20 protein-coding genes and 6 tRNA genes are annotated in these 22,393 nt (G+C 65.0%); 14 read left to right on the forward strand and 12 right to left on the reverse strand.

What is annotated here, in order from left to right:
- Nucleotides 1-892 precede the first annotated feature (892 nt).
- From ACZ5TO_RS07215 to tig, 4 genes are all read left to right on the forward strand, one after another.
- Nucleotides 893-1,996: a DUF2157 domain-containing protein gene (locus ACZ5TO_RS07215; RefSeq protein WP_464800035.1), complete on the forward strand. Its 1,104-nt coding sequence runs from the start codon at nucleotides 893-895 to the stop codon at nucleotides 1,994-1,996.
- A gap of 3 nt (nucleotides 1,997-1,999) precedes the next feature.
- Nucleotides 2,000-2,590 carry a GDYXXLXY domain-containing protein gene (locus tag ACZ5TO_RS07220; protein WP_184141885.1) on the forward strand — a complete coding sequence of 197 codons (591 nt, stop codon included), beginning with the start codon at nucleotides 2,000-2,002 and terminating at the stop codon, nucleotides 2,588-2,590.
- Nucleotides 2,591-2,726: 136 nt separating this feature from the next.
- Nucleotides 2,727-2,811, forward strand: a tRNA-Leu gene (locus ACZ5TO_RS07225).
- Nucleotides 2,812-2,990: 179 nt separating this feature from the next.
- Nucleotides 2,991-4,466, forward strand: coding sequence for a trigger factor (gene tig, locus ACZ5TO_RS07230; protein ID WP_464800036.1), 1,476 nt, complete (start codon nucleotides 2,991-2,993; stop codon nucleotides 4,464-4,466).
- A 255-nt stretch (nucleotides 4,467-4,721) separates the two neighbouring features.
- Here tig and sthA read toward each other — a convergent pair whose 3' ends face one another.
- The 5 genes from sthA to ACZ5TO_RS07255 form a co-directional block, all read right to left on the reverse strand.
- Nucleotides 4,722-6,128, reverse strand: a complete 1,407-nt coding sequence (gene sthA, locus ACZ5TO_RS07235) for a Si-specific NAD(P)(+) transhydrogenase (RefSeq protein WP_184141881.1) — start codon at nucleotides 6,126-6,128, stop codon at nucleotides 4,722-4,724.
- A 137-nt stretch (nucleotides 6,129-6,265) separates the two neighbouring features.
- Complete coding sequence (gene radC, locus ACZ5TO_RS07240; RefSeq protein ID WP_184141879.1) at nucleotides 6,266-7,078, reverse strand: RadC family protein; 813 nt, start codon at nucleotides 7,076-7,078, stop codon at nucleotides 6,266-6,268.
- A gap of 7 nt (nucleotides 7,079-7,085) precedes the next feature.
- Nucleotides 7,086-7,913 carry a type I methionyl aminopeptidase gene (gene map, locus ACZ5TO_RS07245; RefSeq protein WP_464800037.1) on the reverse strand — a complete coding sequence of 276 codons (828 nt, stop codon included), beginning with the start codon at nucleotides 7,911-7,913 and terminating at the stop codon, nucleotides 7,086-7,088.
- Nucleotides 7,914-7,944: 31 nt separating this feature from the next.
- A complete protein-coding gene (sfsA, locus tag ACZ5TO_RS07250; protein WP_464800038.1) occupies nucleotides 7,945-8,664 on the reverse strand; it encodes a DNA/RNA nuclease SfsA in 720 nt (239 codons plus the stop codon).
- A 194-nt stretch (nucleotides 8,665-8,858) separates the two neighbouring features.
- Nucleotides 8,859-10,715: a PHA/PHB synthase family protein gene (locus ACZ5TO_RS07255; protein ID WP_464800039.1), complete on the reverse strand. Its 1,857-nt coding sequence runs from the start codon at nucleotides 10,713-10,715 to the stop codon at nucleotides 8,859-8,861.
- Nucleotides 10,716-10,840: 125 nt separating this feature from the next.
- On the opposite strand from ACZ5TO_RS07255, the gene ACZ5TO_RS07260 reads away from it, so the two are divergent.
- The 5 genes from ACZ5TO_RS07260 (at nucleotide 10,841) to recJ (ending at nucleotide 17,064) form a co-directional block, all read left to right on the forward strand.
- Nucleotides 10,841-11,179, forward strand: coding sequence for an SHOCT domain-containing protein (locus ACZ5TO_RS07260; protein ID WP_464800040.1), 339 nt, complete (start codon nucleotides 10,841-10,843; stop codon nucleotides 11,177-11,179).
- A gap of 175 nt (nucleotides 11,180-11,354) precedes the next feature.
- Nucleotides 11,355-12,572, forward strand: coding sequence for an LL-diaminopimelate aminotransferase (locus tag ACZ5TO_RS07265; RefSeq protein WP_184141869.1), 1,218 nt, complete (start codon nucleotides 11,355-11,357; stop codon nucleotides 12,570-12,572).
- Nucleotides 12,573-12,628: 56 nt separating this feature from the next.
- A complete protein-coding gene (locus ACZ5TO_RS07270) occupies nucleotides 12,629-13,951 on the forward strand; it encodes a homoserine dehydrogenase (RefSeq protein WP_464800041.1) in 1,323 nt (440 codons plus the stop codon).
- Between the two features lie 274 nt (nucleotides 13,952-14,225).
- Complete coding sequence (locus tag ACZ5TO_RS07275) at nucleotides 14,226-15,152, forward strand: IS110 family RNA-guided transposase (RefSeq protein ID WP_464797952.1); 927 nt, start codon at nucleotides 14,226-14,228, stop codon at nucleotides 15,150-15,152.
- 109 nt (nucleotides 15,153-15,261) lie between these two features.
- Complete coding sequence (recJ, locus tag ACZ5TO_RS07280; RefSeq protein ID WP_464800346.1) at nucleotides 15,262-17,064, forward strand: single-stranded-DNA-specific exonuclease RecJ; 1,803 nt, start codon at nucleotides 15,262-15,264, stop codon at nucleotides 17,062-17,064.
- Between the two features lie 33 nt (nucleotides 17,065-17,097).
- Here recJ and ACZ5TO_RS07285 read toward each other — a convergent pair.
- The 5 genes from ACZ5TO_RS07285 to ACZ5TO_RS07305 all read right to left on the reverse strand — a co-directional run bounded on the left by ACZ5TO_RS07285 (nucleotide 17,098) and on the right by ACZ5TO_RS07305 (nucleotide 19,741).
- Nucleotides 17,098-17,172: transfer RNA gene (locus tag ACZ5TO_RS07285), tRNA-Glu, on the reverse strand.
- Between the two features lie 131 nt (nucleotides 17,173-17,303).
- Nucleotides 17,304-17,378, reverse strand: a tRNA-Glu gene (locus ACZ5TO_RS07290).
- Between the two features lie 133 nt (nucleotides 17,379-17,511).
- Nucleotides 17,512-17,586, reverse strand: a tRNA-Glu gene (locus ACZ5TO_RS07295).
- A 138-nt stretch (nucleotides 17,587-17,724) separates the two neighbouring features.
- On the reverse strand, nucleotides 17,725-18,954 hold the full coding sequence (locus ACZ5TO_RS07300) for a YcbK family protein (RefSeq protein ID WP_464800042.1): 1,230 nt from the start codon (nucleotides 18,952-18,954) through the stop codon (nucleotides 17,725-17,727).
- A 346-nt stretch (nucleotides 18,955-19,300) separates the two neighbouring features.
- Nucleotides 19,301-19,741: a VOC family protein gene (locus tag ACZ5TO_RS07305; protein ID WP_464800043.1), complete on the reverse strand. Its 441-nt coding sequence runs from the start codon at nucleotides 19,739-19,741 to the stop codon at nucleotides 19,301-19,303.
- Between the two features lie 192 nt (nucleotides 19,742-19,933).
- On the opposite strand from ACZ5TO_RS07305, the gene ACZ5TO_RS07310 reads away from it, so the two are divergent.
- The 5 genes from ACZ5TO_RS07310 to ACZ5TO_RS07330 all read left to right on the forward strand — a co-directional run bounded on the left by ACZ5TO_RS07310 (nucleotide 19,934) and on the right by ACZ5TO_RS07330 (nucleotide 21,672).
- Complete coding sequence (locus ACZ5TO_RS07310) at nucleotides 19,934-20,512, forward strand: cold-shock protein (protein ID WP_464800044.1); 579 nt, start codon at nucleotides 19,934-19,936, stop codon at nucleotides 20,510-20,512.
- An 8-nt stretch (nucleotides 20,513-20,520) separates the two neighbouring features.
- Nucleotides 20,521-21,009, forward strand: a complete 489-nt coding sequence (locus tag ACZ5TO_RS07315) for a DUF192 domain-containing protein (protein WP_184142247.1) — start codon at nucleotides 20,521-20,523, stop codon at nucleotides 21,007-21,009.
- 87 nt (nucleotides 21,010-21,096) lie between these two features.
- Nucleotides 21,097-21,173 (forward strand) — tRNA-Pro (locus ACZ5TO_RS07320).
- Nucleotides 21,174-21,280: 107 nt separating this feature from the next.
- Nucleotides 21,281-21,586 carry an ETC complex I subunit gene (locus tag ACZ5TO_RS07325; RefSeq protein WP_184141857.1) on the forward strand — a complete coding sequence of 102 codons (306 nt, stop codon included), beginning with the start codon at nucleotides 21,281-21,283 and terminating at the stop codon, nucleotides 21,584-21,586.
- 9 nt (nucleotides 21,587-21,595) lie between these two features.
- Nucleotides 21,596-21,672: transfer RNA gene (locus ACZ5TO_RS07330), tRNA-Arg, on the forward strand.
- Between the two features lie 9 nt (nucleotides 21,673-21,681).
- On the opposite strand, the gene ACZ5TO_RS07335 is transcribed toward ACZ5TO_RS07330, so the two are convergent.
- Nucleotides 21,682-21,981, reverse strand: coding sequence for a hypothetical protein (locus tag ACZ5TO_RS07335; RefSeq protein WP_464800045.1), 300 nt, complete (start codon nucleotides 21,979-21,981; stop codon nucleotides 21,682-21,684).
- Nucleotides 21,982-22,048: 67 nt separating this feature from the next.
- The gene (locus ACZ5TO_RS07340) at nucleotides 22,049-22,363 is read right to left on the reverse strand and encodes a BA14K family protein (RefSeq protein ID WP_464800347.1); all 315 of its coding nucleotides are present in this window, start codon (nucleotides 22,361-22,363) and stop codon (nucleotides 22,049-22,051) included.
- Nucleotides 22,364-22,393 lie beyond the last annotated feature (30 nt).

Raw genomic sequence — 22,393 nt, forward strand, 5'->3', positions numbered from 1 at the left:
ATGTCAAGTAAAAATTTCGGCGAAATTCTGGCGAAAAACCGTGCGCGCGGCCACAAAGGTAAACGCGCTATGCACGGAGGCTTTAGGTACGGCGCAAAAACAAAGCCCGCCGGGGGAGGAGGTCCGGCGGGCTTTGCTGATGTCGATCGGCGGCCTGGGAGGAGGAGGGGCCGCCAATCCTGTCGGGGACGTTGGGAGGAGGAGATCGTCGCCCGACCGATGGCTTTCATATAGGCCGGCCCCGCCCGCGCTTGAAGCGCCGGCTGGGAATGGCACCCATGCGCGATGCGCATGGGGTGAAAGGCGCGCTCGGGGGAATGCGCAAATCCTGAGCTGTGGACGGTGATTTTAAGGATGAAGCCGCCGATTGCCGCGCATCGCCATGCGCCCGGCGCAAACAATAACGCCCGCCGGGGGAGGAGGTCCGGCGGGCGTCATTAAGGATGATTGGCAACTGGGAGGAGGAGGGTTGCCAATCGGATCGGAGAGGCGCTGGGAGGAGGAGTGCGCCGCTCCGAATTTCTGTCGAGCCCCGTTTCCGGGGCATCGGGTCTTTCGGCATCATGCCGGGCGTTCGACCAGTCCGCCCTCCCGTTCCTCTGTCGCCTTACGTTACGCGGCGCCTCGATTTCCGGGGCCGGATCATTTCCGATCCGATGAAAGCACTATAGCTGCGGTCGTCGATTTTGTGCACTGCAATATGGGCATGGATGATATGCGCCCGCTGCATGTCCGAAACCGGATGACCCTGTTCCTGAAATCTATCAGGCATTTCTTTATCCTTCGTTAATCCTGCCCGTGGCAGCCGCCGCCGTTTTCCGGGATCGATTGCGAATTTCCGGCGAGCCTATATCGTTCCCGCAGGAGAGGCAGCCGGAAGGAGCGCAAGCGCATGTACAGAGGCAGGCTGGAACGCGACCTCGAACGCTGGGCGGCCGCTGGCCTGATCGACGCGCCGACGGCCGGCCGTCTGCTCCAGGAATACGATTCCCGCGAAAGCGCCTTCAGCCTCGGCCGCGTGCTGATGATGATCGCCGCGCTGCTGCTGTCCGCCGCGCTCCTCCTGCTCATCGCCGCGAACTGGGAGGCCATTCCGCGGCTTGCCCGGCTCGTCGGCATCGTCGGGCTGATCTGGGGCGCCTATCTTGCCGGCGGCGCCCTCATCCTGCGCGGGGCGGAGCGGCTGGCGGCGGCCGTTCTCGTGGTCGGCACGCTCGCTTTCGGCGGCGCCATCGCGCTCGTCGGGCAGATGTACCACCTCTCCGGCGATACGTTCCAGGCGATGCTCGTCTGGTTTGCCGGCGCGGTCGTTGCCGCCGCGCTCTTCCGCTCGGGTGCGGTGACGGCCATCGCGGGCTTCCTTGCCTTCGCCGTCTCGGGCGTGGACTGGATGCAGTCCTTCGACGCCGACACCACGATCCTCTTCTGGCTGATGCCGCTGATGGCGGTCATCGTCATCCTGCTCGTGCGCTATACCGGCGCGGATCGCGTCCGGCATCTCGCCTACCTGCTGCTCGTCGCCTGGCTCGCCTTCCTTTACGGCGAGCACGAGACGCGGGAAATGGCGATGGCCCTCACGGCGCTCGGCGGCATCGTCTATCTCGCCGTCGCCGTGCCGCAATCCCCGCTTTCCGCAATCGCCCGCGGCGCCGGCGAGGCGCCCGCCTTCTATTCCTATCTCGTGCTGCTGCTCGGGCTTCTCGCCCTGCACGACGAATTCGGCGGCATGGCGGACCGGCTGTTCCTCGGCGTCGTCACGCTCGTCTCGGCCATTGCCGGCATCGCGCTTTCGGGCAGGGACAACGGCGCGGTGCGCTATCTCGGCTATGCCACCTTCGCCGTCGAGACGCTCTATCTCGCCTCCGAGACGATCGGCTCGATCATCGGCACCTCCGGCTTCTTCCTCGTGGCGGGGCTCGTCGTCGCGATGATCGCCTGGGCGGTGATCGCGCTGGAGCGGCGCTTTTCCCGAAACGCGACCGGCGCGGAGGCCTGAGCCATGACGACGTTCCGTTCCTTCCGCCTTCCGCCGCTCGTTGCCGCCATCCTCGTCGCCGCGCTGCAGACCGGCGTCATCGGCTACATGGTGGAAAGCCGCGCCTCGATCCTGCGCAGCGGCGCCGCCATCCGGCTGAAGACGCTGCCGGTCGACCCGCGTGACCTGCTGCGCGGCGACTACGTGACCCTGTCCTATCCGGTCTCGACGATCCCGAAGGCGATCGTCACGGGAGAGCCGCCCGCCGCCGGCACGCGCCCGCGCCTTGCCGTGCGCCTCAGGCCCGACGCGGCGGGGCTCTGGACGGCCACGCAGGCAAGCTTCGGCGATCTGCCGGCCGAGGAGGGCAGCGTCGTCGTGCATTCGCTGCCCTTCGATTATTACGCCGGGCCCGACGGCGGCGTGCCCGATACGCTTTTCGTCGAATACGGCATCGAGCGCTACTATGTGCCGGAGGGCGAGGGCAGGGCGCTGGAGAGCGCACGCAATGCCGAAGAGCTCGAGGTCGAGGCGCGCGTCGGGCGAAACGGCACCGCGCAGATCGCCCGGCTGATCCTCGACGGCAAACCCGTCTACGACGAGCCGCTCTATTGACCGGAAAGGGCCGGGAAAACGGCGGTTTTGCCGCATTTTTCCTTTGATCCGCCGAAAACGGATGATATAGAGACGCCGCGCTCGGAAGGCGCCATGGGAGCGGCCTTGTCGCCCGTGGCAAAGCGGTTTCTGAGACGCGGGTATGGTGAAATTGGTAGACACGCCAGATTTAGGTTCTGGTGCCGCAAGGCGTGGGAGTTCAAGTCTCTCTACCCGCACCAGAGCCACCGAACGCGGAAATGGAGGTTTCCGCGGGGTGTGGTATATCGCATAGCGCCATTTTGCTTGCCAAAAGGCCACCGAATTCAGTAAAGCCACTGCCGGCAAATGGACCGGCGGGGTGCTCGCCATAACCGGTAGGCCGGTTTGAGCACCGCCAACTCGAAATGAAGGTTTGAACATGCAGGTTATCGAAACGCTCGCTGAAGGGCTGAAGCGCGAAATCAAGGTCGTCATCCCGGCCAAGGACATGGAAGCTCAGATGAACGAGCGTCTTGAGGACGTGAAGGGCCGTGTCCGCATCAACGGCTTCCGTCCGGGCAAGGTGCCCTTCGCGCATCTGAAGAAGATGTACGGCAAGTCCGTCATGGCCGAGCTCGTCAACGAGATCGTCCGCGACCGTCCGTCCGCGATTCTCTCCGAGCGCGGCGAGAAGTCCGCAACGCAGCCGGAAATCGCGATGACCGAGGACCAGGCCGAGGCGGAGAAGATCCTTGCCGGTGAAGCCGACTTCGAGTTCACGCTCTCCTACGAAGTGATCCCCGCCATCGACCTCAAGGACAATTCCGGCATCGCCGTCACGCGCGAAGTCGTCGAGATCGATCCGAAGGAAGTCGACGAGCAGATTCTCAAGATCGCCGAAAGCGCCCGTTCCTACGAGACGAAGAAGGGCAAGGCCGCCGACGGCGACCGCGTCACCATCGACTATCTCGGCAAGGTCGACGGCGTCGCCTTCGACGGCGGCAAGGACGAGGACGCGGAACTCGTTCTCGGCTCCAACCGCTTCATCCCGGGCTTCGAGGAACAGCTCGTCGGCCTGAAGGCAGGCGACGAGAAGGTCATCACCGTCACCTTCCCGGCCGATTACCCGGCTGAGAACCTTGCCGGCAAGGAAGCCACCTTCGACATCAACGTCAAGGAAGTCGCCGCTCCCGCCGCCGTCGAGATCAACGACGACCTCGCTTCCAAGCTCGGCCTCGAATCGGCCGACAAGCTGCGCGAGATCGTCCGCGGCCAGATCGAAAGCCAGTACGGCTCGGTCACCCGCCAGAAGGTCAAGCGCCAGATCCTCGACCAGCTCGACGAGATGTACAAGTTCGACACGCCGGAACGCCTGGTCGATGCCGAATTCGAAAACATCTGGCGCCAGATCAACACGGACCTCGCACAGTCCGGCAAGACCTTCGCCGACGAGGATACGACGGAAGAAGCCGCTCGCGAGGAATACCGCAAGCTCGCCGAACGCCGCGTCCGCCTCGGCCTCGTCCTCTCGGAAATCGGCGAGAAGGCCGGCGTCCAGGTGACCGACGAGGAAATGCAGCAATCGCTCTACCAGCAGCTCCGCCAGTTCCCGGGCCAGGAAAAGCAGATCCTCGAATACTTCCAGAAGACCCCGGGCGCCGCCGCTTCGCTGCGCGCGCCGATCTTCGAGGAGAAGGTCGTCGATCACCTGCTCGGCGAGATCAAGGTGACGGACAAGACCGTTTCCAAGGAAGAGCTGATGGCGGACGACGAAGAGGGTTCCGAAAAGGAAACCAAGAAGGCCGCCCCGAAGAAGAAGGCCGCCGCCAAGGCCGAAGCCGCCGAAGGCGAGGAAGCCGCTCCGAAGAAGAAGGCCCCGGCCAAGAAGAAGGCCGCCGAAGGCGACGCCGAATAATCGGAACTGCAATTCATTGCAAAACGGAAAGGCCGCCCTTTGGGCGGCCTTTTTGTTTGGTGCATCGTTGCAGAGGTTGTGGCGTGGATCCTCGGGTCAGGCCCGAGGTGACGATGGGAAAGAAATGTTACGATAAAAGCGGACGTGCCGCGTGCTGCGCCATCAAGGAGTGGGAAGCGCTCCTTCTCCTCCTCTCCGTCATCCTCGGGCTTGACCCGAGGATCCACGCCCCGTGGCACGCCGCCCGCTTCGGGGTCACCCGGCCTGCGACAGGTCGCCCATGCGGTTCCAGGCGTCGAGGCCGGCGATCTTGTAGGCTTCGGCAAGGGTCGGGTAGTTGAACGTGTTCTCCACGAAATACTCGACGGTGCCCTTGAGGTTGAGGACGGCCTGGCCGATGTGGACGAGCTCGGTCGCGCCTTCGCCGACGATGTGCACGCCGAGCAGGCGCCGGGTCTTCAGCGAGAAGATCATCTTCAGGAGACCGGAATTGAGGCCCATGATGTGACCGCGCGAAGTCTCGCGGAAACGCGCCATGCCGCATTCGTAGGGGATGCCGCGCTCCCTGACCTCTTCCTCGGTGAGGCCGCAGGTGGAGATTTCCGGTACGGCATAGATGCCGTAGGGGAAGTATTTCGGCGGCTCCTTGGCAATCGCCCCGACGGCGACGCGCGCGGCGATGCGGCCCTGCTCCATGGAGGTCGAGGCGAGCGAGGGGAAGCCGACGACGTCGCCGGCGGCGTAGATATGCGGCACCTCGGTCTGGAAGGTCTCCGGATTGACGCTGAGGCGGCCGCGCGAATCGGCCGTAAGCCCCGCGGCGGCAAGGTTGAGACTGTCCGTTGCGCCGACGCGGCCGGCGGCATAGAGCACCATGTCGCAGGTGACGTGACGGCCGTTGTCCAGCGTGATCTCGCACTTGCCGTTTTCCAGCTTCTCCACCTTCTCGGCCTTCTGGCCGAGGATCAGCTTCATGTTGCGGTCGCGCAGGTCATGGATGAATTCCTCGACGATCTCGCGGTCGATGAAGTCGAGGATCGTCGGCTTCGGGTCGATGACCGTCACCTGGGTGTCGAGCGCCGAGAAGATCGTCGCATATTCGATGCCGATGACGCCGGCGCCGATGACCGCCATCGAGCGCGGCAGTTCCCTGATGTCGAGCAGTTCGTCGCTGTCGAGTACGCTGACGCCGTCGAAGGGAATGCTGTCGGGACGGTAGGGTTTCGTGCCGACGGCAAGCAGGATGCTCTTGGCGGTGACGTGGATCGTCTCGCCGTCGTCCTTGACGATCTCCAGCGTTTCGGGCGCCACGAACGAGGCCTTGCCGCGCATGTGCTGCACGCGGTTGCGGGCGAACTGGTGCTCCAGCACCTCCACCTCATGGTCGAGCGTGATGAGCAGGCGGCGGCGCAGGTCGTCGGCGCTGATTTCCTGCTTCACGCGGTAGGCGCGGCCGTAAAAGCCACGCTCGCGCCAGCCGGAAAGATTGAGCGCCGTCTCGCGCAGCGTCTTGGAGGGAATCGTGCCGGTATGCACCGAAACCCCGCCGACGCGCTTTCCCTGTTCGATGACGAGAACCTTGCGCCCGAGCTTGGCGGCCTGGATGGCGCCGCGGCGGCCTGCGGGGCCGCTGCCCACGACGACGAGATCGTATTCCTGCATATGAGATTGCCTCAGTCTTCCACGGGAAGAATCATATTGCATCGCAGCAATTGTCTTCGCCGGATCATGTTCGTCAACCGAATGTGGCAGCAAACCGTTTCAATCGGATGAAAGAGCGATCACCCGATTCTGGAATCCTACATAAGTCTCAGCCCCTTGAGGCTGGCATGCCCGTCCTTGCCGATGATGATGTGGTCATGCACGGTAATACCAAGCGGACGGGCGGTTTCCACGATTGTCTTCGTCATGTCGATGTCTGCCCGCGACGGGGTGGGGTCGCCGGACGGGTGATTGTGGACGAGGATAATGGCGGTCGCCGAAAGTTCCAGCGCCCGGCGCACCACCTCGCGCGGATAGACCGGCGTATGGTCCACCGTGCCGCGGCCCTGCACCTCGTCGGCGATCAGCGTGTTGCGCTTGTCGAGGAAGAGGATGCGGAACTGCTCGCGCGGTTCGTGCGCCATGGCGGCGTGGCAATACTGGATGAGCGAGGACCAGGAGGAGAGGACCGTCTTGTTGCGGATCTCGCTCTTCAGCGTGCGCTGGGCGACCGCGGCGATGAGCTTCAGGTCGAGCGCCACAGCCTCGCCGATGCCTTTCACCTCCTGCAGCAGCGCGGGCGTCGCGCCGAAGACGCCGGAGAGCGTGCCGAAGCGGTCGAGCAGGGCCTTGGCTATCGGCTTGGTGTCGCGGCGGGGAATGAGGCGGAAGAGCAGGAGCTCGAGGATCTCGTAATCGGCAAGCGCCGTGTCGCCGTTGTCGCGGAAACGGGTGCGCAGGCGCTCGCGGTGGCCGTGATAGTGCTTGTCGTCCGCTGCGGGAAGGGCCTTGGCGGGCGTTGCCCGGGCGGGGCGCTCGAAGAAATGGCCGCGCTCGTCGGCCTCCTCGAAGAGGTCGTCCGCCATATCGGCGGGAGATGTCGGCTCGTCTCCTGCGCGCGGGCGCGTCATGGGCGGCCTATGCCGGAAGGCCCGGGCGGTCGAGGCCGCCGGGCGAGAGCGTGAAGATCTCGCAGCCGTCTGCCGTCACGCCGACGGTATGCTCGTACTGGGCGGAGAGCGAGCGGTCGCGCGTCACCGCCGTCCAGCCGTCGGACAGCACCTTCACATGCGGGCGGCCGAGATTGATCATCGGCTCGATGGTGAAGATCATGCCTTCCTTCATTTCCGGGCCTTCGTTGGCGCGGCCGTAATGCAGGATGTTCGGCGCATCGTGGAAGAGCCGGCCGACGCCGTGGCCGCAGAAATCGCGCACGACCGAGCAGCGCTCGGCCTCCGCATAGGTCTGGATCGCCTCGCCGATGGCGCCGGTTCGCGCGCCGGGGCGGACGGCAGCGATGCCGCGCATCAGGCATTCATGGGTGACTTCCAGCAGGCGCTCGGCGGCGCGCTTGATCTCGCCGACCGGGTACATGCGGCTCGAATCGCCGTGCCAGCCGTCGAGGATGTAGGTGACGTCGATATTGACGACATCCCCCTCGCGCAGCGGCTTGTCGTTGGGAATGCCGTGGCAGACGACGTGGTTGATCGAGGTACAGGTGGATTTCGTGTAGCCGCGATAGTTGAGCGTCGCGGGCAGGGCGCCGTTGTCCATGCCGAATTCGAGGACGAAGCGGTCGATCACGTCCGTGGCGACGCCCGGCTTGACCAGCGGGTAGAGCTCGTCGAGGCAGCGCGCCGTGAGCTGGCAGGCCTTGCGCATGCCTTCGAAGGCCTCGGCGTCGTAAAGGCGGATCACGCCGGTGTTCTTCAGCGGCGCGGAGGTCGCGTCGATATAGGTTACCATGGTCGAGCTTTCACTGGTCTTTGCAGACCGTTCATAAAACAGCCGGACCGGGTTCGTCCATGGCGATCGACGCCACGGGCTGAATTTGCCGCGCCGTCACCGCGCATTTGACGGCATAGGCTTCGACGCCGCGCGAAAGCGCCCGCCGGAAGCCGGCCGCATAGAACGGGTCGAGATCGCCGCAGATGCGGAAGAGATCGCAGTCCTCGCGCTGGACGAGATAGAGCATGACGGCGCGGAAACCGGCCTCCGCCATGTCGCCGAGCTCTTCCAGATGCTTTGCCCCGCGCGCCGTCACCGTGTCGGGAAATTCGGCAAGGCCGGTCGTGCGGCGGAAATGGACGTTCTTCACCTCGACATAGGCGGGCGGACGGCCATCGCCGGAGAGCAGGATGTCGATGCGCGAATTGCGGCCGTATTTCTTCTCACGCTCCAGCACCGGATAGCTCGCGAGATCGGCGACGAGGCCGGCCCGGATCGCTTCCTCGGCAAGGCGGTTCGGCAGGCCCGTATTGATGCCGACGACGGTGCCGTCCGCCTCCACCAGTTCGAGGCGATGGCGGTGCTTGCGTGTCGGGCTATCGCTCGTCGACATCCAGATGCGCGAGCCGGGCGCCGTCAGCCCGCGCATCGAGCCGGTATTGGGGCAGGAGCCGGTGATCGCCGACCCGTCGTCAAGGACGGCGTCGAAGAGAAAACGCTTGTAGCGCTGCACGAGCGTGCCGGTAACGAGCGGCGGATCGAAGATCATTGCCGCTCACCCCCCTCTGGCCTGCCGGCCATCTCCCCCACAAGGGGGGAGATTGGTTGGTGGGCCGTTTCGCCCCTCTTTAGCGTTGCGAGTTGAGCGAGGGTCTTGCCGCTTGCCGATCTCCCTCCTTGTGGGGGAGATGGCCGGCAGGCCAGAGGGGGGTATTTCCGCTCACCCATCATGCAACCCGCCCGTTACGCACGAACGCGCACATAGGACCCCGGGGCTTCCTCGATGGAGTTCATCGTGCCGCCGGTCTTGCGGGCCGGCACCATGCGGTCGTCCTCTGCCTTGATCCATTCGTGCCAGTGTGGCCACCAGGAGCCGGGCGTTTCCTTCGCCTTGGCCGCCCAGTCCTCGAATTCGCCCTTCACCGGCCCGCCGGTCCAATACTGGTACTTGTTCTTGTCCGGCGGGTTGACGACGCCGGCGATGTGGCCGGAGCCGGCCATGACATAGGTGACCTTGCCGCCGAAGAACTTCGAGCCGACGAAGACCGATTTCGCCGGCGCGATGTGATCCTCCTTGGTGGCGAGGTTGTAGATCGGGATCTTGACGTCCTTCAGCGATACCGGCGCGCCGCCCAGCATCATCTTGCCCTTGGTGAGGTTGTTGTTCAAATAACAATTGCGAAGGTAAAACGAGTGGTTGGCGGCGGGCATTCGTGTGGAATCTGAATTCCAGTAGAGAAGGTCGAAGGGCATCGGGTCCTGGCCCTTCAGGTAGTTGTTGACGAAATAGGGCCAGATCAGCTCCGAGGCGCGCAGCATGTTGAAGGCGGTCGCCATCTTCGAGCCGTCGAGATAGCCCGTCGCCTTCATGCCGCGCTCGATGAGGTCGATCTGCTCCTCGTCGGCGAAGACCTTCAGGTCGCCGGCGAAGGTGAAGTCGACCTGGGTGGTGAAGAGCGTCGCGGTGCGGATGCGCCTGTCGCCCTCGCGGGCGTGGAGGGCGAGCGTCGCGGCGAGCAGCGTGCCGCCGACGCAATAGCCGATGGCGTTGACCTCTTCCTCACCCGTTGCCTGTTTTATCGTATCGAGCGCAAAGCCGATGCCCTCGCGGGCATAGGATTCCCAGTCCTTCTCCGCATGGCGCTCGTCCGGGTTCACCCAGGAGATGACGAAGACCGTGTGGCCCTGGTCGACCGCCCATTTGATGAAGGATTTCGCCGGGTTGAGGTCGAGGATGTAGAACTTGTTGATCCACGGCGGGCAGATGAGAAGAGGGCGCTTCAGCACGTTTTCCGTCGTTGCGTCGTACTGGATGACCTGGCAGACGTCGCTCTGCGCCAGCACCTTGCCGGGCGTCAGCGCCATGTTCTCGCCGATGGCGAACTTGCTGGTGTCCGTCTGGCGCAGCTTCAGGTCGCCCTGGCCGGCGGCGATGTCTTCCGCCAGCATCTTCATGCCGCGCACGAGGTTCGCGCCGTTCGAGGCGACCGTCTCGCGGTAGAGCTGCGGGTTGGTCGTGACGAAGTTGGTCGGCGAGATGGCGCTGGCGATCTGCTTGACGTAGAAGCCGGCCTTGTGGCGGGTGTGCTCGTCGAGGCCCTGCGCGTCGGATACGAGTTTTTCCGCCCAGTCCGAGGTCACGAAATAGGCCTGCCGCAGGAAATCGAAGAACGGGTTCTTCACCCAGTCCTCGTCGGCAAAGCGCTTGTCCCTGGCGTGCGGATCGGGCGCGTCCTCGACTTCCTGCCCGCCGAGGCGGTTCAGCGTGCGCGACCAGATGGTGAAATAGCTGCCGAGCAGCATGGTCTGCGCTTCCAGCGTGCGGCGCGGGTCCGCCAGCCAGTATTCGGAGACCTTGGAGAGCGTCTTGACCATGTCGACCATCGGCTCGGCGACGGTGTCGACCTTCTCGCCGCTCTCGCGCGGGGCGAGCCAGGCGGAGGCGGCCTTGCCGAGCTGCTCGACGGTGCGCGCAAGGTTCACCGTCAGCGCCTCGGGATCCTTGACGATATAGGGCTCGATCGCGGCGGGATCGAACGGCTGGAAACCGGGCTTCGCTCCGGCTGCATCGCGTGTTCCCGCTTTGCTGTCCTCGGCCATCGCTCCCTCCCGATTTTATTGTTACTTTTGTATTTTTACATTCTCTCCGAAACAGATTACAAGGGCCTGACAGCCTTTCCCGGCAAGACTTGGAACCCGTCGTCTCGACAGGAGCATACAGCCATATGGCGTTCGAATTCAGGCGCGTCGCCGCCGCCCTTCTCGTGGCCGCCCTGCCGGCGGTGCTGGTGTCCTGCAGCCCGGCCGCGCGCGATCCCTCGATCAATGCCGGCGCCAACCGGGCCGAGGTCTATCCGGACATCACCGCCATCGTCACCGCCGAGACGCAGCAGATGAGCGATGCGGAAGCCGCCGAATACGGCGCGCGCCTGACGGCGCTTTCCAAGCGCCGCAGCTCCGGCGCGATCTCGGACGCGGAATACCGCCGCCAGCTCGCCGAATTGCAGGCGCTGCGCGAAGGGCACGGCAAGGCGACGCTCGCCGAGATCGAAGGCCAGAAATAGCGCTTGCCTTTCCGGCCGTTTGGCCGCAAAGCGAAAGGTGGCCGCAAGGCCGCCGGCATGGGCGAAGCGCCTTCATTTTGAACGCTTTCGCCCGTAATCGGTCACTTGATTCGCGCGGGGTTTCGCGCCCTTTGGCAAAGCCGCCCGAGGGGCTCCGCGCCTAACGGGGTAAAAGATGGAAGAGTTTCACAAGGTCAGGCGTCTGCCGCCGTATGTTTTCGAACAGGTCAACCGTTTGAAGGCAAGCGCGCGAGCGGGTGGTGCCGATATCATCGACCTTGGCATGGGCAACCCCGACCTGCCGACGCCGAAAGCCATCGTCGACAAGCTGTGCGAGGTGGTGCAGGACCCGCGCACGCACCGCTATTCCTCATCCAAGGGCATTCCCGGCCTTCGCCGCGCGCAGGCCGCCTATTACGCCCGCCGCTTCGGCGTGAAGCTCAACCCGGAAACGCAGGTCGTCGCGACCCTCGGCTCCAAGGAAGGCTTCGCCAACATGGCGCAGGCGATCACCGCGCCGGGCGACGTGATCCTTTGCCCGAACCCGACCTATCCGATCCACGCCTTCGGCTTCCTGATGACCGGCGGTGTGATCCGCTCCATTCCCGTCGAGCCGGACGAGAGTTTCTTCCCGCCGCTGGAAAGGGCCGTGCGCCACTCGATCCCCAAGCCTCTGGCGCTGATCCTCAACTACCCGTCGAACCCGACGGCGCAGGTCGCCACGCTCGATTTCTACAAGGACGTCATCGCCTTTGCGAAGAAGCACGACATCATCGTGCTCTCCGACCTTGCCTATTCGGAAATCTACTTCGACGACACGCCGCCGCCCTCCGTTCTGGAGGTTCCGGGCGCCATGGACGTGACGGTGGAGTTCACCTCCATGTCCAAGACCTTCTCCATGCCCGGCTGGCGCATGGGCTTTGCTGTCGGCAACGAGCGCCTGATCGCCGCGCTGACGCGCGTGAAGTCCTACCTCGACTACGGCGCCTTCACGCCGATCCAGGTGGCCGCGACCCATGCGCTCAACGGCGACGGCTCGGACATCGCCGAGGTGCGCAACGTCTACAAGCGCCGCCGCGACGTCATGGTCGAAAGCTTCGGCAAGGCGGGCTTCGAGGTTCCCCCGCCGGCCGCCACCATGTTCGCCTGGGCGAAGATCCCGGAAAAGTTCCGCCACCTCGGCTCGCTGGAATTCTCCAAGCTGCTCGTCGAGAAGGCGGACGTCGCGGTGGCGCCGGGCGTCGGCTTCGGGGAACTCGGCGACGACTACGTCCGCCTCGCGCTGGTCGAGAACGAGCACCGCATCCGCCAGGCCGCGCGCAACATCAAGAAGTTCCTCTCCACGGCGGACGAGACGATGCACAACGTCATCTCGCTGAACGCCCATCGCTGAAAATCCGCCCTCCGCGTGTCTGCGGAGGGCTTCTTCCAAAACGTTAGGACATGACCATGGCTGATGCCCTGAAGATCGGCATTGCGGGCTTGGGAACCGTTGGTGCCTCGCTCGCGAAGATTCTCGTCGAACGCAGGGATATGCTCACGACGACGTGCGGCCGGCCGATCGACATCGTCGCCGTGACCGCGCGCACCAGGGGCCGCGACCGCGGCGTCGATCTTTCCGGTGCCGAATGGTTCGACGAACCCGTCGCGCTCGCACGCGAGGCGAAGATCGACGTCTTCGTGGAGCTGATGGGCGGGGCGGGCGATCCGGCCCTTGCCGCCGTCAAGGCCGCGCTGTCGCGCGGCGTCCACGTCGTCACCGCCAACAAGGCGCTGCTCGCCGCCCACGGCGTCGAGCTTGCCGCCCTTGCCGAAAAGCACGGCGCGCTCCTCAACTACGAGGCGGCCGTCGCCGGCGGCATCCCGGTCATCAAGGCGCTGCGGGAATCGCTCACCGGCAACACGATCTCCCGTGTCTACGGGATCATGAACGGCACCTGCAATTACATCCTCACCAAGATGGAGAAGGAGGGGCTTTCCTTCGAGGCCTGCCTCAAGGAAGCCCAGCGGCTCGGCTATGCCGAGGCCGATCCCGCCTTCGACATCGAGGGCAACGACACGGCGCACAAGCTGTCGATCCTGACGACGCTCGCCTTCGGCACGAGGATTTCGGCCGACGACATCTATCTCGAAGGCATCACCAACATCTCCATCGACGATATCCGCGCCGCCGCCGACCTCGGTTACCGCATCAAGCTGCTCGGCGTCGCGCAGAAGACCGACACCGGCGTCGAACAGCGCGTGCACCCCACCATGGTGCCGCTCGACAGCGTCATCGCGCAGGTGGACGGCGTGACGAACGCCGTGGCGATCGAATCCGATATTCTCGGCGAGCTCCTGATGGTCGGCCCCGGCGCCGGCGGCAATGCCACGGCCTCGGCCGTGCTCGGCGACATCGCCGATATCGCGAAAAGCCGCCCGGGCGCGCAGACGGTGCCCGTCCTCGGCCGCCCGGCCGCGGCGCTCGCGCCCTACAAGCGCGCGCAGATCAGGAAGCACCACGGCGGCTATTTCATCCGCCTCTCGGTGGAGGACCGCACCGGCGTCTTCGCCAGCATCGCACGGCACATGGCGGAAAACGGCATCTCGCTCGAATCCATCGTGCAGCGCGGCCAGCCGACCGCCGAATCGAGCGACCCCAAGACGATCATCCTCGTCACCCACGCGACGATGGAGGATTCCGTCCGCAAGGCCGTCGCCTCCGTCAAGAGCGAAGGTTACCTCGTCGGCGAACCGCAGGTCATCCGTATCGAGCGGCCGAAGGCGGCTTGAGCCTGTCTTCTCCGGCGCGGCGTGATATCGGTAAGCTGAAGATCGGTCGGCTGACGAGCCTCGCCCCACCCATCGACGTCATCCTCGGGCTTGACCCGAGGATCCTGTGTGTTTTGGTTGGTGTAGGATGGTTGCGGGAAGGAGACCGAGAGGATCCCGGCCGTCGTTTGTAACGGCAGGCCGCCGCATGGCCTGGTCCCTTCCCGCTTCGCCCATCAACCTGAACAGTTGCATGAGGCTGTTGGCGCAGACCTCGCACACAGGAGCAGGCTCCATGACGATACACCACAATTTCATCGGCTGCGACATCGGCAAGGAAGCGGTCGATATCTTCGACCCGCGAACGGCCAGGTTCTGCCGCATCCCCAACACCGAGGCGCAACTGTCCGCCTTCGCAAAGCGCCTCGACCCGGCCGGCGACCTCGTCGTCCTGGAGGCGACGGGCCATTGCGACCGGCTGGTGCGCCTGTGCCTTGCACAGGCCGGCATCGCCTTTGCCCGCGTCAATCCGAAGACGGCGCGGCGCTTTGCCGAGGCGCGCGGGCGGCTGGCCAAGACCGACCGCATCGATGCCCGCTCGCTTTCGCACATGGGGGCCATGTTCGGCCTTTCGGCCGATGCGCCGCCTTGCCCGGTACACGAGCGGCTGGCGGCCCTTGCCCGGCGCCGCGACCAGCTCGTCGACGCCCGTGCGGGCGAGCGCAGACATCTTGGCGAGGCCTTCGATCCGGCCGTGCGCGCCGACATCGAGGCCATGATCGCCATCCTCGGCGAGAGGATCGCTGCAATCGAGAGCGCGATCGACGAGCAGATGCAGAGCGGCAACCTTGCCGAAGGGGCCAGGCGCCTCGCATCGGCTCCCGGCGTCGGCAAGGTGACGGCCCTGGCCCTGCTTGCCCATATGCCCGAACTCGGCACGCTCTCGCCCAAGGCGGCGGCAAGCCTTGCCGGCCTTGCGCCCTTCAACGACGATTCCGGCAAGAGAGCAGGCCGCCGCCGCATCAAGGGGGGAAGACCAAGGGTGCGAAAGGCCCTCTATATGGCCGCCCTCGGCGCCATCAGGGCCTCATCGCGCCTGCGCACCTTCTACCTCGCCGTCAAGGCCAGAACGGGCGCCGCTAAGGCCGCCATCATCGCCGTCGCGCGAAAGCTCATCACCATCCTCAATGCCATGCAGCGCGACAAAACCCATTTCCGATGAAACACAGTTGCCATCGGCACCCACGGGTGTGGATGCTCGGGTCAAGCCCGAGCATGACGATAGAGGGGGCGAGGGAGCAAGCAGCCTGGAGAGACATGCGTCCATGAGCATGCTGGAAAACGCAGATCCCGTCAGCCGGGCCTTCCTTGGCGTCGAGCGCTCGGCGACCGGCCAGCGCTGGGTGGCGCGGCTCGATCAGGCGGGAGAGAACCGCGCGCTGGCGATGAGCCAGACGCACGGCCTGCCCGACCTCATCGCCCGTGTGCTTTCCGGCCGCGGCGTCGCCTTCGAGACGGCGCTGGAATTCCTCGACCCGACCCTGCGCCGCCTGATGCCGGAGCCCTACAGCCTGATGGACTGCGAGGCGGCGACGGAGCGGCTGGCACGCGCCATCGAGCGGGGCGAGCGGGTCGCGATCTTCGGCGACTACGACGTCGACGGCGCTGCCTCCTCGGCGCTGCTTTACCGCTTCCTTGCCCATTTCGGCGTGCCGGCGGAAATCTACATTCCCGACCGCATCTTCGAGGGCTACGGCCCGAACCCCAACGCCATCGGCCAGCTCATCGACCGCGGCGCGCAACTGATCGTCACGGTCGACTGCGGCTCGACCAGCCACGAATCGCTCGCCGTTGCGCGCGAGCGCGGCATCGACGTCGTCGTCATCGACCATCACCAGGTCGGCGAGGCGCTGCCGCCGGCACTTGCGCTGGTCAATCCCAACCGCGAGGACGATCTTTCGGGGCAGGGGCATCTGTCGGCCGCCGGCGTCGTCTTCCTCGTCCTCGTCGCCCTCCAGCGGCTCTTGAAGGCGCGGGGCGATGCGCGGGCCGCGAGCTTCGACCTTCTTTCCATGCTCGATCTGGTGGCGCTCTCCACGGTCTGCGACGTCGTTCCGCTGAAGGGCCTCAACCGTGCCTATGTGGTGAAGGGCCTCGTCGCCGCGCGCCATCTCGGCAATGCGGGCCTGACGGCGCTCCTCAAGCAGGCGGGCATCGGCGGGCCCGTGACGCCCTACCATCTCGGCTTCCTCGTCGGCCCGCGCATCAATGCCGGCGGGCGCATCGGCGATGCCGCGCTCGGCAGCCGGCTGCTCACCATCGATGAGCCGGGCGAGGCCGAGCGAATCGCAAAGCAGCTCGACGATCTCAATCGCGAGCGGCAGGCGATGGAAGTCGCCATGCTGGCCGAGGCGGAGGCGGAAGCCGAGGCCGAATACGGCACGGGCGAGGGCGCCGCGGTGATCCTGACGGCCCGCGAGGGCTGGCATCCCGGCGTCGTCGGCCTCCTCGCCTCGCGCCTCAAGGACCGCTTCCGCCGCCCGGCCTTCGCCATCGCCTTCGATCCTTCCGGCAAGGGCACCGGCTCGGGCCGCTCGATCAGCGGCTTCGACCTTGGCCGCATGGTGCGCGCCGCCGTGGAGGAGGGCATCCTCGTCAAGGGCGGCGGTCATGCCATGGCGGCGGGCCTGACGGTGGAGCGCGCCAATCTCGGCCGCCTGCGCAGCTTCTTCGCCGAGCGCGCCGAAAGGGCGGTGCGCGACCTGGTGGCCGTGGAGACGCTGAAGATCGACGGGGCGCTCAGCGCCTCTGGCGCGACGCTCGCCCTTGCCGACCAGCTCGATCAGGCCGGCCCCTACGGCTCCGGCCACCCGCAGCCGGTCTTCGCCCTGCCGGCGCACCGCATCCGCGACGTGCGGCCGGTCGGCGTCAACCACCTGCGCGTCAGCCTCGAAGGGCCCGACGGCGGACGGCTCGACGCCATGGCCTTCCGCGCGGCGGAAGCCGATCTCGGTCTTTTCCTGATGAAGGAGCGCGGACAGGCCGTGCATGTCGCCGGCACGCTTTCGGCCGATAGCTGGCAGGGTAACCGCCGCGTCCAGTTCCGCATCATCGACGCGGCAAAGGCGTTCTGAGCAGCGGTTTCCGGGAAATTTCGGGAAGAGCCATGGCACGCCCTAGGGGAGTCGAACCCCTCTTTCCAGAATGAAAATCTGGCGTCCTAACCGATAGACGAAGGGCGCGTGCGGTGGGCGTCTTCTAGTCGTGCCTTCCGATTTGCGCAAGCCCCTAAACCGAGGAAATCGCAGTTTTTTCCGCGCAGGCAACGAGCGTCGCCAACGGGAACGGATAAGCCAAGGCTGAAAGGGGAAGGTGGCACGCCCTAGGGGAGTCGAACCCCTCTTTCCAGAATGAAAATCTGGCGTCCTAACCGATAGACGAAGGGCGCGTGCGGTGGGCGTCTTCTAGTCGGGGCGGCGTGGATTCGCAAGACGGAAAATCGCGGGACGCGGAAGTTTTTCAACAGCGAAAACAGGCGCTTCGCAGCGCGGGAGATTCAGCGATTTCGAGGGGGGAAACCGTGGCACGCCCTAGGGGAGTCGAACCCCTCTTTCCAGAATGAAAATCTGGCGTCCTAACCGATAGACGAAGGGCGCGTGCGGTGGGCGTCTTATAGAAGGGCGATTGCGCTTCCGCAAGCGGGAAAAGGTCCTTGCGACAAAAAAATGAAAAGCCGCCCAAAGGGCGGCTTCCATCTGGAAAAAGCACATGACGGCAATGGGTTAGATGCCGGATTACTTTTTCCGGCGGCAGCGCCAGTTCCAGTCGCGCTGTGTGCCAACATCGATATGCACGGATTCGGTATGGCAGTACGTGCCGACGCCGCCGCGGCCGGGCATGCTGCGCAGATATTCCGCAAGCTCCCATTTCGTGACGCCGGATATCTGGATGTCCGCCGCCTCGCAGCGCGTGTGCAGCGACTGCTTGGCCCGGCCCGGCTTGATGGAGCGCAGGCCCGAGGTGACGATGATCGGCTTGCCGTAATGATTCTCGACCGTCTTCAGCACCTGCAGGAGCTCCGGCTTGAAACAGCCGGTCTTGACCTTTTCCGTCTGCAGCCAGAGGCCGTTCGGCGCAAGGCGGGCAAGGCCCGCAAGCGAGGCGACCTCCTTGAATTCCGGCGTGTCGTCGTCGACTTCGTCGGCCTCGGAATGATCGTCGGAAAAGAGCGGGTTTGCGTTCGAAACGCCGGGCAGCACGCCGAGCGAGGCAACCTGCATGGCGCCCGCCGCGTCGCGGTTCAGCACGCGGCGCGGCTTCTGCGTCACGCCGACCGCGTCGCCTGCGGCTTCGGCCGTGCCGGCAAAGAGCGAGCCTTGCGTGGCATCCTTGCGAGCGCCGCCTGCCGCCATGCCGTCGTCCTGCCGGCTCGCAAGGGCAAGACCGGCCGCATTGCCGCCGGCATTTTCCTCGACGAGCGCGGTCCGGGCCGTCGTGGGGATGGGAACGTTCGCCGGCAGGCCGTCTTCGCCGTCCATGGCGGCAAGGACCTGTTGCTGCTGGCCGGTTGCATCGACCGGCGGCATGTCCTCGACGGGCAGGCGCCCGGTCTTTTCCGCGCCCGCGGCGCCCGCGCTGGCATAAAGGCTGCCGGCGGAGGCGTTCATGCCGTTGGTCTGCGCCATGTCGGCGGTGCCCGTCGGCGCCACGCCGCCGTTCGAATAGATGCTCGCCTTGCCGGCGTCGAGCGATGCCGGCTGCATGACGAGGCCCGCCATGTCGGCGCCCGCCGACTGCTGGCCGGTATCGGCATTGGCCGCATCGGCCGTCGCTTCAGCGCCGTCCGCCGTGGCGGTGGCCGCATCCGCGGCATCGCCGGCCGTGGCGACGGTGTCTTCGCTCTCCTGCGCGCCCGTATTGTCCGCGCGCATATCCGTGGTGACTGCGGAAACGCAGCCCGAGAGCGCGGCGACCGAAACAGCCAGCAGCAATCCATACCGCAGCGTCTTCCGGCTCGGCCACATTCCTTGCATGTCCTGCAAAGGCTTTCCCCCGCTTTCGACGTTCGGGCCCTCGGTCTTGCCGCCGATGGGGCCATTTCTGCAAACAGTCGCAACCGCAATCGAGAAAGCCGGTCGGCCAAGCTGCGGTTGCCGCGATGTTACCGCGTCCGCCCATGGTGTCAAAGGGGGAGGCGTATGAGGCCGCTGCACGCAGAACGGGAGGTATCCGGCCGGGAACGGCCAAACGCCCCTCACGCTGGCAATTGACCGGAACGGCAAGAAGGTCCCGGTCAAATACGGCGAAACGATGGTTCGTCAGCCTCGGCTTAAGGCACCAGCTTTGCCCGGGGCTTGCGTGCGCGCCGGCTTACCAGCTTCCGGTGTTGCCCATCGAGGCCCAGGGCTCGGCGGGCGCGAGGCTTCCGCCCTTCTGGAGGATTTCGATGGAAATGCCGTCCGGCGAGCGCACGAACGCCATGTGCCCGTCGCGCGGCGGGCGGTTGATGGTGACGCCGTTGTCCATCAGGTTCCGGCAGGTGGCGTAGATGTCGTCGACCTCGTAGGCGAGGTGGCCGAAATTGCGTCCGCCGGCATAATCCTCGCTGTCCCAGTTATAGGTGAGCTCGAGGCAGGGCGCCGCATCGGCCCGGGCGGCCTCCGCATCCCCCGGGGCGGCGAGGAAGATCAGCGTGAAGCGGCCCTTCTCGTTCTCGGTACGGCGCACTTCCTGAAGACCGAAGAGGGTGCAGTAGAAATGCAGCGACTGGTCGATGTCCTTGATGCGGACCATTGTGTGAAGATAACGCATGGAAATGTCCTCCAGGTGGGAATCGCGGGAAGGGTAGGGTTTTGTCAGCCTGAGGCAAGCCTTGGCGGCTAAGACGGAGCGGGCAAAACTTTCAAGGGGGCTTGCGCAGTCGCATCGGGACAATGTTATTCTGGTTATCAAGAATCAGTTAACCGTAACTCTTGTGACGCGTAAACGAGGGGCTGGCAGATCATGGCGGACAGGGTGTCTTCAAAGGAAATCACGGCGCGTGATGACCAGGGCAACGACGTCGTCGATCTGGTCGAGATCACCGGCGTCATCAAGTGGTTCGACGTTGCTAAGGGCTTCGGCTTCATCGTGCCGGACAACGGCATGCAGGACGTGCTGCTGCACGTCACCTGCCTGCGCCGCGACGGCTACCAGACGGTTCTGGAAGGAACGCGCGTCGTCGCGCTGATCCAGAAGCGCGAGCGCGGCTACCAGGCCTTCCGCATCCTTTCCATGGACCAGTCGACCGCCGTGCACCCCTCGCAGATGCCGCCGGTCAAGACCCATGTGCAGGTCACGCCCTCGAGCGGGCTGGAGCGCGTGCTGGTCAAGTGGTTCAACCGCACCAAGGGCTTCGGGTTCCTCACGCGCGGCGAGGGCACGGAAGACATCTTCATCCACATGGAGACGCTGCGCCGCTTCGGCCTGACGGAGCTTCGCCCCGGCCAGGTCGTGCTCGTGCGCTTCGGCGACGGCGAGAAGGGCCTGATGGCGGCGGAGATCCATCCGGACATGCCGGTTCCCGGCAACAGGCCGCACTGATGGCACGTCTGGCGCGGGCGTTCGGTATCGCGCAGCTTGGAAGCGCCGTTCTGGCGCTTTTTCTCTGCCTGTCGTTTCCTGCCTTCGCGGCCGAGAAATTCGATACGCAGCCGCTTTCGATCGTCACCCGCGACGGCAAGAGCCATGCCTTCACGGTGGAACTGGCCGTGACGCCGCGCCAGCGCGAGGAAGGGCTGATGTTCCGCCGGGAGATGGCGCCCGACCGCGGCATGCTGTTCGCCTTCGGCGAGACGCGGCAGGTCTTCATGTGGATGAAGAACACCTATCTGCCGCTCGACATGCTGTTCATCGGCAAGGACGGCAAGGTCCGCTCGATCAAGGAAAATGCCGAGCCGCTTTCCGAATCGATCATCGATTCGAAGGGGCCGATCGATTTCGTGCTGGAGCTGAATGCCGGCACGGTCAAGCGCCTGCGGCTGCGCGCCGGCAACCGGGTCGAGAACGCGCTGATGGAATCCCTGCGCAAGGGACAATAGTTTTCTTGCCATCGCCCGCAAGCGCTTGAAAACACCCATTTGCTGTTGCGGCATGCCCCGGATGCGTGTATCTCGGCATCGCCGGAACGGAGTGTAGCGCAGCCTGGTAGCGCATCTGGTTTGGGACCAGAGGGTCGGGAGTTCGAATCTCTCCACTCCGACCACCGGCGATGCTGCCCGGTCATTCCCCCTTTACGAAATCCGGGTTATGGATGTGCGGACGCGCCGGCGGAACGGTGCGCCCGTTTTCGAGACTTCTGGAGCCGCTTCGATGACCGCGAAGATCTATCGTCCCGCAAAGACCGCCATGCAGTCCGGCAAGGCCAAGACCAATCTCTGGGTTCTGGAGTTCGATGCCGAAAAGCCGCGGACGATCGACCCGATCATGGGCTATACCAGCTCGGGCGACATGTACCAGCAGGTCAAGCTCACCTTCGAGACCTGCGAAGAGGCGGTCGCCTATGCGCAGCGCAACGGCATCGAATACCGTGTGATCGAGCCGAAGGAATCGACCCGCAAGCGCGTCGCCTATCCGGACAACTTCCGCTTCAACCGCATGCAGCCGTGGACCCACTGAGGTCCCGCCGGCCCCTTAGCTCAACTGGATAGAGCAACTGCCTTCTAAGCAGTAGGTCGCAGGTTCGAGTCCTGCAGGGGTCGCCAACCATGCTTCTAAATGGTTTGATTTATATGATGGTGTGACCCTTGCCCGTCCGTGTCGGCGGGTATGGTCAGCGCTTCGATCTTGGAGACGACGAGGTCGAAGGTCTTCCTCTCTTCCAGGAGGGCCATGTCGATATCGCCCTTCTTGAGGGATGCCAGCAGGCCGGCTTTGTAGTGCCTGGCCGCTTCGACGCCCTCCGCCTCCGCGATATGCTTCACCGCGTGGTCTATGCAAAGGTACAGAGTGTTCAAGGCGATCTTGATCTGCTCCATCCCGGTTTCGGTTATCGCGTCGGTTCCGTCGGTCATTTTCCGCTCCCTGCAGCCATTGCCGATTGAAAAAGGGCAGCCGTCCGGCTGCCCTTTTTGCGTTTGCCTAGCGGGAGTAGGGCGAGACGCACTGCTTGCGCGGGCCGTAATTGGGCTGGAACGTGTTGTCGGATGTCCGGTACGAACGGTAGCGGTTGGCGCACCAGTTGACATGACGGTTGCCATAGTGGCGGTCGTTGGACATGGCGCCGCCGATCGCCGCGCCGAGGCCGAAGGCGGCCAGCGGATACCACCAGCCGTCGGAATGGCGGCGATAGCCCGGGCGCGAGTGACGATAGCCGCGATGGCCGTGATACCAGCCGCGGCGGTCGCGGTACTCCACCTGCTCGACGGAAGAGGCGGACGGCACCGGCACGCGCATGAAGGTGACGGCATGCGCCGGCACGATGGA

The organism is Shinella sp. Sh6, assembly GCF_055392685.1.